Below are 12270 nucleotides of genomic sequence, written 5' to 3'. Positions count from 1 at the left end.
CGCATCAGGCCTTGGAAATGTCATGGTTTTCGCCGGCGCCGCTCCAGTAGCCCGGCACGGTCAGGCGCTTTTCGGAACGGCGGAACACGTAGGACAGCACGCTGCACATGGCGAAGTAGATGACGCCCACCATGGTGTAGACGGTCAGCGCCTGGAAGGTGGCGCCCGCCAGCATTTCGCCCGCGCGCATCAGCTCGTAGACGCTGATGACGGCCACCAGCGAGGTTTCCTTGATCAGCACCAGCGCGTAGTTGCCCAGCGCCGGGAACACGGTGCGCAAGGCCTGCGGCAGCACGATGCGGCGCAGCCGCTGCACCTTGCCCAGGCCCAGCGCGCGCGCCGCCTCGTACTGGCCGCTGTCCACGGACTGGATGCCGCTGCGGAAAAGCTCGGCCAGATAGGCGCCGAAGTTCAGCGTCAGGCCCAGCACGCCGGCAACGAAGCCGTTGATGACCACGCCCATTTCGGGCAGGCCGTAGTAGATGTAGAACAGCTGCAGCAGCAGCGGCGTGCCGCGTATCACATCGATGTAGAAACGCGCGCCGCGGCTGAGCAGCCGCGACGGCGACAGGCGGCACAGACAGACGACCAGGCCCAGGGCCACCGCCAGGAATGCCGAAGAGAAGAACAGCGCCAGGGTCCAGACCGTGCCCTCGGCGAGGGGGGTCAGGTACATGCGCAGGGTCGCGAGATCCAAGTCGTGCTCCTTATCCGTGCCGTTGTGGCGTCATTTGCTCATCAGGTCGGCCACGCCCCACTTCTGCCCGATGGCGGCAAGCTCGCCGTTCTGCTTCATCTGGGCCAGCGCGCCGTTGACCGCCTCCAGCAATGCGGCGTTGCCCTTCTGCACCGCCATGCCGACCTGCCACTTGCGCTGCGGCTGATAGCCGGTGTCGAGCTTCACGCCGGGGATGTTCTTGGTCTTGATCTGGTAGATGATGCTGGGCGGGTCCACGATGCCCAGGTCGATGCGGCCAGCGCGCACGTCGGCCAGCAGCGTGGAATAGTCCTGGTACGTCGACACCTTGGTGCCGGGCATGTCCTTGATCATGTTGAACTGCACCGAGTCCACCAGCACGCCGACGCGCTGGCCTTTCATGTCTTCGAACTTGGCGTACTTCTTGTCGGCCTTGTCGCTGACCACGATGCCCTCGCCCCATTCATAGACCGGCGCCGAGAAATCGATGGCGCGGGCGCGTTCCTCGGTGATGAAGAGCGGCGCCGACATGACGTCGGCGCGGCCCGAGGTCAGCGTCGGAATCAAGCCGGAGAACGGCACATCGGATAGCTTGTCCGACACCTTCAGGTGCTTGGCCACGGCCGCGGCCACGTCCACCATGATGCCTTCCAGCTGGTTCGACTTCGGATTCTTGAAGCCGTGCGGCGGCGCGGACGCCGTGGTGACCACGTTCAAGCTCTGGTCCGCGCGGATCTCGTCCAGCGTGCGCGCCTGCGCGCCGGCATGGACCAGCAGGCTGGCGGCAGCCAGGCCCAACAGGATGGATTTGAATTTCATCGTTTTCCCCTTGAATGAAGTTATCGGCGTGGCGCTGCCGGCTCAGGCCGGACGCCCCTGCGGATACTGCTGCACCGCCACCGCCGCCAGCGCGCAGAATTCCTGCATGACGGTGGCCGCCAGGAAAGCCGTGGCCCCCTGCACGTCTTGCGGCGGCGACACGGTGTTCACGTCGAACGCCACGAAGTTCAGGCCCGCGAGCTGGCGCAGCAGCGCCAGCCCTTCCTTGGCCGAGAGCCCGCCCCATTCCGGCGTGCACACGCCCGGCGCGCAGGAGGGGTCGAAGATGTCCATGTCAAAGCACAGGTACACCGGACGCTGGCCGATGCGCTGCTTGATCTGTTCCAGCGCGCCCTTCTGGTCCTGGTCGAAATCGTCGTAAGGCAGGATCGTGTAGCCGACCTCGCGCCCGAACTCCAGCACCCCCGGCATGAAGGAGCTGCCGCGCGTGCCCACGTGGAAGCTGGAGGCCACGTCCAGCAGCCCCTCTTCGGCGGCGCGCGTGAACGTGGTGGCCGTGTTGTAGCCAGGGATGGGATAGGTGTCGGTGTGCGAATCGAAATGCAGCACCACGAAATCCGGATGGCGGCGCGCCACGGCGCGCAGCTGCGGCAGCGTGACCGCGCCATCGCCCCCCATGGAAATCGGTATGGCGCCCGAATCCAGGATGGCGCCGATGCCGGCCTCGATCAGCGGATAGGAGGCGTCCGGATCGCCCGGATGGCAGGCCACATTGCCCACATCGATCGCGCGCAGGAATTCCGGCGGATTGTCGATGCCGTGGCGCCGGAAGATGTCGACCGGACGCAGCAGCCTGGACTGCTCGCGGATCGCGTCCGGCCCCTGGCGCGAACCCACCCGGAACGGATGCGTGCCGCAATCGAAGGGGATGCCCACCACGCAGGCGCGTGCGGCCCCCGTGCCGGCGGCGCGTGCGGAAGGCAGGCCCATGAACCCGGCGACGGGATGAAAACGGACTTCGGCTGGCTGCTGCACAACTCGGCTCCTGTGTGACGACCCGCTGTCATGGACAAGATCGGGATCACTATTTAGATTCAATCAAATCGCTGTGCGATATGAACGTGTCGAAATAAGAGTAGCGCGCGTACAAGCATCCAGCCAATTAGGGAGTTTCCCCTAATCGGTTGTTTTATATCCGACTAAATCAGTATGAATAAAAGGCACGCAGGCGCGAGGCGCCTGCGCCCTGCCCGCCGCGGAATCAGACCTCGTCGCCCGCGAACGGCATCGCGTCGCGCAGCGCGCCGCCTGGCGGCTCCATCTCATAGAAGGGGCGCGACCGCCCCAGCGTGCGCGACGCACTGATGGCGTGCGCCGTTTCCACCACTTGCGGACCAAACACTGCCTGCGCCTGGTCGAACGACCAGCGGCTGGACGGGACCGACACGTTGACCGCCCCTACCGGCGTGCCACCCGCATCGAGTACCGCGGCGCTGACCGTGATGTCGCCCGGGTAGAACTCGCCGTTGGAGCGCGCATAGCCATGGCGGCGGGCAAACTCCAGCTCGGCCAGGAGCTCGTCCATGCTGGTGATGGTGGCGGCCGTGTAAGCCTTGCGGTCGCAGCGTTCCAGGAAATCGCGCGCGACGCCGGGATCCAGCCTGGCCAGCACCGCCCGACCTGCCGCCGTGCAATACAGCGGCAAGCGCATGCCCACCGGCATGTTCACGAACATTTCCTTGTGGGTGGCAAAGCGCGCCACGTAGACCATGTCCAAGCCGTCGGGCTCGGCCAGGCTGCAGGTTTCCTGGCTGTTGCGGTTGAGCGTGTGCAGGAAGGGATTGCCGCCCAGCACCAGCGGGCTGGTCTGCACGTACTTCATGCCCAGCTCCAGCGACCAGGGCCCCAGCGAAAACTTCTTGCTCACGGGATCCTTGCGCAGATAGCCCAGGGTCCACAGCGTGTGGGTGAAGCGCTGCACCGAACTCTTGCTCAGTCCCGTCGCTTCCGCCAGTTCCGGCAAGGTCATGGCGGGCTGGCCCTCGCTGAAGGCGCGCAGGACAGAAACGCCGCGCGCCAGCGCGGCGATGAACAATGGGGAATCCTCGGCGTTGCGGGTCTGCGTCATGGCGCGTAATGGGGCGTCCGGTGGAAAGCGCATAGCGTACCGCATTACGGTTCATGCGTATCGCGTGGCGATGCCATAAAAAACGGCCCGGGTTACCGGGCCGTCTTGACGGGCGCGAACCTTAGCGGATCGGCCAGGGATACATGGCGCCGCCGTTGTTCCACAGCGCGTTGGTGCCGCGTTGCAGGCCGAGCTTGCTGTCCTTGCCGACGTTGCGCTCGAACACTTCGCTGTAGTTGCCCACCGCCTTGATGGCGTTGTAGGCCCATTTTTCATCCAGCCCCATGTTCTTGCCCGCCCCCGGCGTCACGCCCAGGATGCGCAAGACGTTGGGGTTCTTGCTCTTCAACATTTCGTCCACGTTCTTCTGCGTGATGCCGTATTCCTCGGCTTCCATCAACGCGAACAGCGTCCAGCGCACGATGCCCAGCCAGTTCTCGTCGCCCTGGCGCACCATGGGGCCCAGCGGCTCCTTGGAGAAGCGCTCCGGCAGGATCTCGTAGTCGTCCGGCTTGGCGACCTGGGTGGCGCGCACGGCGGCCAGTTGCGAGGAGTCGTCGGTAAAGGCGTCGCAGCGGCCCGACTCGAAGGCGCGCACGACTTCGGTCACCTTGTCGATCACCACCGGCTTGAACTCGATGTTGTTGGTGCGGAACCAGTCGGCCAGGTTGAGCTCGGTGGTGGTGCCGGGCTGCACGCAGACCGTGGCGCCGTTGAGCTCCTTGGCGCTTTTCACGCCCAGCTTCTTGTTCACCAGGATGCCCTGGCCGTCGTAGAAACTGGCGGCCACAGCGGCGAGCCCCAGCGAGGTATCGCGGGTCTGCGTCAGCGTGACGGTGCGCAGCAGCACGTCCACTTCGCCAGATTGCAGCGCGGTGAAGCGTTGCTGCGTGGACAGCGGCGTGCCCTTGAATTTGGTCGGATCACCGAACACCGCCGCCGCGACCGCGCGGCAGATGTCCACGTCCATGCCTTCCCATTCGCCCTTGCTGTTGGTGGCCGAAAAACCGGATACGCCGTCGGTCAGGCCGCACTGCACGAATCCTTTTTTCTTCACGGCATCGAGGGTGGGCCCCGCCACCGCCGCCTGGGATGCGCAAGCCAGGGCCAAGGCGCCGGCTGCAAACAAGATGGACCGCTTCATGATCGCTTCTCCTGAGATGGATGCCCGCGCCGGCTTGTAAGCCGGCTGCGGTTGAAACCGAGCCCTGCCTTACTGGGCCGGCCGCCAGATTAAGCCATGTCCACGGCGTGAACAACGCGAAGGCGCCTAGTGGAAACCCGCAGGCAGGCCGCCGTTCCAACAGATTGCAGAGCTGTCCGGTCACCGAACTTTATCCGCTCGCCAAGCCGTGATCCCCGCAGGCCCTGATGCCATACTTTTTTTCGCGTCCCGGGCCCGCCGCTGCCGGCGCCGCAATCCCGACAATAACGGCCGCGCTCTCGCCAGCGGCCGACTCATGGAGGAGACCAACCCATGGCATATGCAAGCACTTTGCCGTCCCGCCGCAGCACTCTCAAAACCCTGCTGGGCGCGACCCTGGCCGCGGCCGGGCTGGCGGCCGGCGCCGTCCATGCGGCGGATGACTGGCCCAGCAAGCCGATCAAGATCATCGTGCCGTACACGCCCGGCGGCTCGACCGACATCGTCACCCGCATCGTGATGGACAAGCTCGGCCCGCGCCTGAAGCAGACCATCATCATCGAGAACCGCCCCGGCGCCAACAGCAGCGTGGGCTCGGCCATCGCGGCGAAGGCCGAGCCGGACGGCTACACCTTCCTGTCCATTCTTCCGGCCTACATCATCAATTTCCACCTGTACAAGCTGGGCTACAAACCCGCCGACCTGACGCCGGTGGTGCAGATGGCGGACCTGCCCCTGTTCCTGTTCGTGGCCCAGGACATTCCCGTGAAGACGGTGGCCGAACTGGTCGACTATGCCCGCAAGAATCCGGACAAGCTCACCTACGCCTCCAGCGGCAACGGTTCCAGCGCGCACCTGACCGGCGCCGACTTCGCGCTGCAAAGCAAGATCACGATGACGCACGTGGCCTACAAGGGCAGCGCGCCCATCCTGGCCGACCTGCTGGGCGGCCGGGTATCCATGGTGTTCGACCCGATCCTCGTGCCCATGCAGTACGTCAAACAGAACCGGCTGAAGGCCTTGGCATTCACCGGCAAGGCGCGCTGGCCGACCGAGCCTTCGATCCCGACCATGGAGGAAGCCGGCCTGCCCGGCTTCGTCACCGGCTCGTGGGCCGGGCTGATGGCGCCGGCCGGCACGCCCGCGGCTATCGTGGACCGCATGGCGCGCGAGATCAGCGAGATCGTCAAGGAACCCGACGTCAGGCAGAAATTCCTGGACGCGGGCTTTCTGCCGGCCAGCGGCACCACCGCGCAATTCGCCGAGCTGATGAAGACGGACTCGACCCGCTACGCCGGGATCATCAAGCAGGCGCGCATCACCGTGGACTGAGCGCGCAGGAGCCCCGCCATGATCGACAAGTTCTACGACACCCCAGAAACAGCCGTCGCGGACGTCCACGACGGCGCCACCGTGCTGATCAGCGGCTTCGGCGGCGCCGGCATGCCCACCGAACTGATCCACGCGCTGATCGCGCAGGGCGCGCGCGAACTCACCGTGGTCAGCAACAACGCCGGCAACCACGAAACCGGCCTGGCCGCGCTGATCAAGGCTGGCCGCGTGCGCAAGGTGATCTGCTCGTTTCCGAAGGCCTCGCACTCCTGGGTCTTCGACGAGTTCTACCGCCAGGGCCGCATCGAACTGGAATGCGTGCCGCAAGGCACCATCGCCGAACGCCTGCGGGCGGCGGGCGCCGGCCTGGGCGGGTTCTACACGCCCACGGCCTACGGCACCGAGCTGGCGCGCGGGAAGGAAACGCGCATGATCGACGGCCGCGGCCACGTCTTCGAACACCCCTTGCACGGCGACTTCGCGCTGGTGAAGGCCGACCTGGCCGACCGCTGGGGCAACCTCACCTACAACAAGAGCGCGCGCAACTTCGGGCCCGTCATGTGCATGGCGGCCAAGACCGCCATCGTGCAGGTGCGCGCCAAGGTCGCGCTGGGCGAGCTCTCGCCCGAAGCCGTGGTGACGCCGGGCATCTTCGTCAAGCGCGTCACCCAGGTCGCCAACGCCGCCTTTTCCAGCTAGGGCTGGCCGAACCGCAAAGGAATCCGCATGTTCCAACCCCTGACCCGCGAAGCCATGGCGCGCCGCCTGGCCCAGGACATACCCGACGGCAGCTATGTCAACCTGGGCATCGGCATGCCGGTGCTGGTGGCCGCCCACCTGCCGGCCGGCCGCGAGATCGTGCTGCACAGCGAAAACGGCATCCTGGGCATGGGCCCGCCGCCCGCCGAGGCCGACATCAACCTGGACCTGATCAACGCCGGCAAGCAGCCCGTGACCCTGCTCGAGGGCGGCGCGTACTTTCATCATGCGGATTCGTTCGCGATGATGCGCGGCGGCCATCTGGACATCTGCGTCATGGGCGGCATGCAGGTCGCCGCCAACGGCGACCTGGCCAACTGGTCGCTGGCCAAGCCGGGAGAAGCGCCGGCCGTGGGCGGCGCCATGGACCTGGCGGTGGGCGCGCGCAGCGTCTACATCATGATGGAACACAACAGCAAAAGCGGCGAACCCAAGATCGTCGACCGCTGCACCTATCCGCTGACGGGCGCCGGCGTGGTGGACCGCATCTATACCGACCTGGCCGTCATCGAGGTCACGCCTGGCGGGCTGCTGGTTCGGGATATGATCGACGGCATGACCCTCTCAGCCCTACAGGCGCGCACCGGCGCGCCACTGCGCGCAGCCTGATGCGGCCCAATCTTCCCCCGCCCGGCTATGCCGCGCCGCTCGCGGCGGAAGATCACCCCGACCAGCTGCGCGGCGATCCGGACTACATGCTGACGCTGGCGCGCGGCCTGCATGTGATCCGCGCCTTCGGCACGCGCCGCCATCCGCAGACCGCAGCCGAACTGAGCCGCCGCGCCGGCCTGCCGCGCGCCGTGGTGCAGCGCTGCCTGCACACGCTGATCCTGCTGGGCATCGCCGAACAGCAGGGCAGGCTCTATGTGCTGACCCCGCGCATCCTGGGCCTGGGCTACGCCTATTTCTCGTCCACGCCCTTCGTCTCGCTGGCGCAGCCGGTGCTGGAAGAACTGAGCGCCACGATCAACGAAACCTGCGCGCTGGCCATCATGGAAAGCCACGAAATGCTGTACCTGGCGCGCTCCGAGGTCACCCGCCTGCTGGCGACCTCGATGGGGCTGGGCAGCAGGCTGCCGGCGTATTGCACCTCCATCGGCCGGGTGCTGCTGGCGCAGTTGCCGGAACCGGCGCTGGCCCGCTACTTCGCCGCGACCGAGCTGCAGCCGTACACCGAATTCACGATCGTCTCCGAAGACGGGCTGCGCGCGGAACTCGCCCGCATCCGCGAGCAGGACTACGCCGTCGTCGACCAGGAGCTGGAACTGAACGTGCGCGCCATTTCCGTGGCGGTGCGCTCGGCCAGCGGCAAGGCCTGCGGCGCGGTCAACGTCAGCGTCAAGGCGGCGCGGGTGCCGCTGAACCGGCTGACGGAAGATTTCCTGCCGCCGTTACGGCAGGCGGTGGAGCGGATCGGGGAGTTCCTGGCGGCGTGAGGCTCGAGCCTCACAGATCCGTCGTGTCCAGCGTGAAGGCGGCGGCGGCGCGGCCGATGCGGTCGTTGACCGCGTGCCAGTCATCGGTGGCAGGCGGCGCCTGCACAATGATGCGGGCGTAGCCCTGCTTGTCCAGGTCGCGCAACAGCCCGTAGAGCGCCTGCGCATAGCGCGCCGGATCGGCGGGCACGCCCTGCCACTGCACCCGCCCGTCGAGCGCATCGGGCCGATCGCCGTAGGCGACCACCACGACCTTGCCCTCGGGCAGGCCCTGCCCCTGCACCACGTCCCGCAGGCGCGCGTCCGAGGCCAGCTCCAGTGCCGTGCGCGGCGCGTAGTGCGCCTTCAGCGTGCCCGAGGCGCGCGGCGCGGCGGCGTCGGGCGCGAAGACCTGCACGCCCAGCACCGCTTCGATCTGCGCGGCGCTGATGTGGCCGGGACGCAGCAGCACGGGGCCGGCGCCGCGGTCCAGGCGCGACAGGTCGAGGATGGTGGATTCGATGCCTACATCCGAAGCGCCGCCTTCCAGCACCGGCATGCCGGCCGCGACTTCCTCGGGGAACTCGCTGCGCACGTGCTCGGCGCGCGTCGGCGACACCTGGCCGAACTTGTTGGCCGACGGCGCCGCGACGCCGCCCTGCCCGTTAGGCTTGCCCGCGGCAAACGCCGCCAGCAGCGCCTGCGCCACCGGATGCGAGGGGCAGCGGATGCCGATGCTGTCCTGGCCGCCGCTGACCGTGTCGACGATGTGCGGCGCGCGCTTGAGGATCAGCGTAAGCGGACCGGGCCAGAACGCGTCGATCAACAGGCGCGCCTCTTGCGGCACTTCCGCCGCCCAGTACGACAAATCGCCTTGCGGCGCGATGTGCACGATGACGGGATGGTTGGAAGGCCGGCCCTTGGCGGCATAGATCTTGGCGACCGCCTGCGGGTTCTCCGCGTCCGCGCCCAGGCCGTAGACGGTCTCGGTGGGGAATGCGGCCAACTCGCCGTCCAGCATGCGCTGCGCGGCCTGGGCGATCTCCGCGGCGCTGGCGGAAGCAGACGGGGGCAAGGAAGTCATGGCGTCCGCGCTTTACTCGGGAGCCTGCATGCCCAGCGCCGCCGCCACGCGGGCGGCGTCGTCGCGGGCCTGCTGCAGGGTAGGCGCCACGATCGTGATGTGGCCCATCTTGCGGCCGCGGCGCGCTTCGCGCTTGCCGTACAGGTGCAGCTTGGCGGTGGGCACGGCCAGCGCGGCGGCCCAATCGGGTTCGCGCTGCGCCGTGGCGGTGGCCGACGGATACCAGATGTCGCCCAGGATGTTCAGCATGACGGCGGGCGCCAGCAGATCGGATCCGCCCAGCGGCAGGCCAGCCATGGCGCGCGCCTGCTGCTCGAACTGGCTGGTCAGGCAGGCGTCCATGGTGTAGTGGCCGCTATTGTGCGGACGCGGCGCGATCTCGTTGACGATCAGGCTGCCATCCTTGAGCACGAAAAACTCCACGCACAGCACGCCGTGGTAGCCCAGGCCCTGCGCGATCGCTTGCGCGGCCTGCGTGGCGCGGGCCTGGCGTTCGGCGTGGGCCGCGTCCTGCTGCACGGGCGCGGCGGTCGACACCGCCAGGATGCCGTCGCGGTGCACGTTGCGCGCCACCGGGAACACCACGCTGGCGCCGTCAAAGCCGCGCGCCAGGACCACGGAAATCTCGTAATCCAGCGGCATCAGCGCTTCCAGCACGCAGGCCACGCCGCCGAATTCGGCGAAGGCGGCCAGCGCTTCCTCGCGCGTGTCGATGCGGGCCTGGCCCTTGCCGTCGTAACCCAGGCGGGCGACTTTCAGGATGCCCGGGAACAGGTTCTGCGGCGCGGCGCGCAGGTCGGCCTCGCTGCGGATGGCGGCGTGCGGCGCCACCGGGATGCCCTGCGCGGCGATGAAGGTCTTTTCGGCGATGCGGTCCTGCACGATGGCCACGGCGTCGGCCGCCGGGCTGACGCGGCAGCGCGTGGCCAGCGTGCGCAGGCTGGCCGCGGGCACGTTCTCGAATTCGGTGGTGACGGCCTGACAGGCATGGGCCAGGCGCTCGAGGCCGGCCTCGTCGTCATAGGCCGCCTGGATGTGCAGGTCGGCCACCATGCCCGCCGGGCATTCGGCGGCCGGATCCAGCACCGCGACCTTGTAGCCCAGGCTCTGGGCCGCGTGGCAGAACATGCGGCCCAGTTGGCCGCCGCCCAACAAACCCAGCCAGCCGCCGGGGGCAATCATGAAAGCAGTCGATTGAGTCATTCTGATCAGGCCTCGGGCGGAACCTTCATGTCGCGCGCGGCTTGCGTCTGGCGCGCGCGGAACGCCACCAGTTTCTTGTGCAAGCCGGCATCCGTGCCCGCCAGGGTGGCGATCAGGTGCAGCGCCGCATTGGCGGCGCCGGCTTCGCCGATCGCAAACGTGGCCACCGGCACGCCCTTGGGCATCTGCACAATGGACAGCAGCGAGTCCTCGCCGCGCAGGTACTTGGACGGCACCGGCACGCCGAACACCGGCACTTCGGTCAGCGCCGCCATCATGCCCGGCAGGTGCGCCGCGCCGCCGGCGCCGGCGATGATGCCGCGCAGGCCGCGCGCATGCGCCTCGGCGCCGTACTCAGCCATGTCCTGCGGCATGCGGTGCGCGGAAATCACGCGCGCCTCGTGGGGAACGCCGAAGTCCTCCAGCATGGTGACCGCGTGCTTCATGACCTCCCAATCGCTGGAAGAACCCATAATCACGCCCACCACGGGGGTGGCCTCTGCCGCTGCGGAAGTCTTGGCTGTCATAACCGGTGTCGTAGAGTTGAGACCGCGGCGCAAGGCCGCGGAAAGTCAAAGGACCGCGGACGGATGCCGCGAAACCCGGTATTTTACCCGGCGCGAGCGCGGGGCTATGTGGCGGCGGCGGAATCCAGCCACTGATAGCTGGCGGGGTTGTCCGGGCAGGGCCCGAAACCGCACTCCAGCGTGGTGCTGCCCACATTGGCCAGCGCCATCAGGAAAAACAGGGCCATGACCAGCACGCCCAGCACCGACACGGGCTTGCGCAGCATGTTGTCGCCCCACTTGCGGTCGATCGTCAGCATCAGCGCGCAGAACACGATAATGGCGGCAAAGGCGATGAACGCCCAGGTGTAGAAGTGCAGGCCCAGCAGCGGCGAGCCATAGCCCGGATCGCCCGGCGCGATGTGCAGCAGCACCTGCCGGCCCGCGGCCAGCATGCCGCCCAATGCGGCCGCGATGCTCATCGCATAGTGCATGGGCGAAGGCCCTAGCCGCATGTTCAGCAAAAAGCCCACGCCCGCAAGCAACAGCGCCACGCGCTGCAACAGGCACAGCGGACAAGGCAACTCGTCGTAGGCGATCTGCCAGAAGAAGGCCATGCCCAGGGCGCCGGTGACGCCCAGCAGCGCCAGGCCGTTCAGGATGCGCGAGCCGCGCGCGGGATTGCGAGAGAAGATCATCGCCCCGCCCTCAGAACGACAAGGCCAGCGGGCTGGTCATGTGGTACTGGCACCAGGCGGCGAACAGCGCCAGCGTCAGCAGCCAGAAGGTCACGCAGGGGCGGCGCCGGCCTAGCATGCCGAACCACACCGCGATCAGGCCAGTCAGGAAAGGCAACATCATTACCATGCTGGGAGCTCCTTTCTGGGGAACGTCCCCATGCAAGCAGCCGGGAATTATAACGTCACAATTCGCAATAAATCCTATCGAAAGCCCTGACAACCCTTGTAGGCAAGCACTTTCGGGGGGCGGAGCGGCAGGGCTTCGAGCTTGCGGATGCCAGGGTTCTGTAGCCGCCGAGGCCGCCCTGCGCCATTCCGATGCTCGCCCCAATGGGGCTGCGCTTCGGATGGCTCCGGGCAGCCTCGGCTGAGAGTCGCCTAATGCATTGGTTTCAGGCCCGTTCATGGGCAGATGCCGTGAGCCGGTGGCCGGACGGAGGGATCCGAAGCGCAGCCCCACCGGGGCGAGCATCGGAATCCCG

14 protein-coding genes are annotated in these 12270 nt (G+C 67.4%); 4 read left to right on the top strand and 10 right to left on the bottom strand.

From position 1 onward, the window contains the following. Positions 1 to 4: 4 nt before the first annotated feature. The 5 genes from BRO63_RS23715 to BRO63_RS23695 all read right to left on the bottom strand — a co-directional run bounded on the left by BRO63_RS23715 (position 5) and on the right by BRO63_RS23695 (position 4749). The gene (locus BRO63_RS23715; RefSeq protein ID WP_054451450.1) at positions 5 to 697 is read right to left on the bottom strand and encodes an amino acid ABC transporter permease; all 693 of its coding nucleotides are present in this window, start codon (positions 695 to 697) and stop codon (positions 5 to 7) included. Positions 698 to 727: 30 nt separating this feature from the next. Beyond that, complete coding sequence (locus tag BRO63_RS23710) at positions 728 to 1516, bottom strand: ABC transporter substrate-binding protein (protein WP_088142160.1); 789 nt, start codon at positions 1514 to 1516, stop codon at positions 728 to 730. Between the two features lie 42 nt (positions 1517 to 1558). Continuing rightward, positions 1559 to 2467 carry an arginase family protein gene (locus BRO63_RS23705; RefSeq protein ID WP_088142211.1) on the bottom strand — a complete coding sequence of 303 codons (909 nt, stop codon included), beginning with the start codon at positions 2465 to 2467 and terminating at the stop codon, positions 1559 to 1561. Positions 2468 to 2738: 271 nt separating this feature from the next. Then, positions 2739 to 3605 carry an IclR family transcriptional regulator gene (locus tag BRO63_RS23700; protein WP_088142159.1) on the bottom strand — a complete coding sequence of 289 codons (867 nt, stop codon included), beginning with the start codon at positions 3603 to 3605 and terminating at the stop codon, positions 2739 to 2741. 121 nt (positions 3606 to 3726) lie between these two features. Continuing rightward, a complete protein-coding gene (locus tag BRO63_RS23695) occupies positions 3727 to 4749 on the bottom strand; it encodes an amino acid ABC transporter substrate-binding protein (protein ID WP_088142158.1) in 1023 nt (340 codons plus the stop codon). A 333-nt stretch (positions 4750 to 5082) separates the two neighbouring features. On the opposite strand from BRO63_RS23695, the gene BRO63_RS23690 reads away from it, so the two are divergent. Genes BRO63_RS23690 through BRO63_RS23675 form a run of 4 tightly spaced genes read left to right on the top strand, consistent with a single transcriptional unit; the run spans position 5083 to position 8276 of the window. After that, positions 5083 to 6081, top strand: a complete 999-nt coding sequence (locus tag BRO63_RS23690) for a Bug family tripartite tricarboxylate transporter substrate binding protein (protein ID WP_088142157.1) — start codon at positions 5083 to 5085, stop codon at positions 6079 to 6081. A gap of 18 nt (positions 6082 to 6099) precedes the next feature. After that, on the top strand, positions 6100 to 6780 hold the full coding sequence (locus BRO63_RS23685) for a 3-oxoacid CoA-transferase subunit A (protein WP_059380203.1): 681 nt from the start codon (positions 6100 to 6102) through the stop codon (positions 6778 to 6780). 27 nt (positions 6781 to 6807) lie between these two features. Beyond that, positions 6808 to 7449: a 3-oxoacid CoA-transferase subunit B gene (locus tag BRO63_RS23680; protein WP_088142156.1), complete on the top strand. Its 642-nt coding sequence runs from the start codon at positions 6808 to 6810 to the stop codon at positions 7447 to 7449. Further along, entirely contained in the window at positions 7449 to 8276 is an 828-nt protein-coding gene (locus BRO63_RS23675; RefSeq protein WP_088142155.1) for an IclR family transcriptional regulator domain-containing protein, read from the top strand. Before BRO63_RS23680 ends, BRO63_RS23675 begins: the two co-directional genes overlap by 1 nt. A gap of 10 nt (positions 8277 to 8286) precedes the next feature. On the opposite strand, the gene BRO63_RS23670 is transcribed toward BRO63_RS23675, so the two are convergent. The 5 genes from BRO63_RS23670 to BRO63_RS34305 all read right to left on the bottom strand — a co-directional run bounded on the left by BRO63_RS23670 (position 8287) and on the right by BRO63_RS34305 (position 11915). Continuing rightward, entirely contained in the window at positions 8287 to 9339 is a 1053-nt protein-coding gene (locus BRO63_RS23670; protein ID WP_088142154.1) for an L-threonylcarbamoyladenylate synthase, read from the bottom strand. A 12-nt stretch (positions 9340 to 9351) separates the two neighbouring features. Further along, on the bottom strand, positions 9352 to 10542 hold the full coding sequence (locus tag BRO63_RS23665) for a 5-(carboxyamino)imidazole ribonucleotide synthase (RefSeq protein WP_088142153.1): 1191 nt from the start codon (positions 10540 to 10542) through the stop codon (positions 9352 to 9354). 5 nt (positions 10543 to 10547) lie between these two features. After that, positions 10548 to 11069: a 5-(carboxyamino)imidazole ribonucleotide mutase gene (purE, locus tag BRO63_RS23660; protein ID WP_013395671.1), complete on the bottom strand. Its 522-nt coding sequence runs from the start codon at positions 11067 to 11069 to the stop codon at positions 10548 to 10550. A 104-nt stretch (positions 11070 to 11173) separates the two neighbouring features. Continuing rightward, complete coding sequence (locus tag BRO63_RS23655) at positions 11174 to 11746, bottom strand: disulfide bond formation protein B (protein WP_088142152.1); 573 nt, start codon at positions 11744 to 11746, stop codon at positions 11174 to 11176. Positions 11747 to 11756: 10 nt separating this feature from the next. Further along, complete coding sequence (locus BRO63_RS34305; protein ID WP_013395673.1) at positions 11757 to 11915, bottom strand: DUF5993 family protein; 159 nt, start codon at positions 11913 to 11915, stop codon at positions 11757 to 11759. Positions 11916 to 12270 lie beyond the last annotated feature (355 nt).

Origin of the sequence: Achromobacter xylosoxidans (genome assembly GCF_002192695.1) — a bacterium.
In the GTDB taxonomy this organism is placed as follows: domain Bacteria; phylum Pseudomonadota; class Gammaproteobacteria; order Burkholderiales; family Burkholderiaceae_B; genus Achromobacter; species Achromobacter xylosoxidans_C.
Note: the sequence above shows the minus strand (reverse complement) of the source record. Positions and strands in the feature narration are given on the sequence as shown.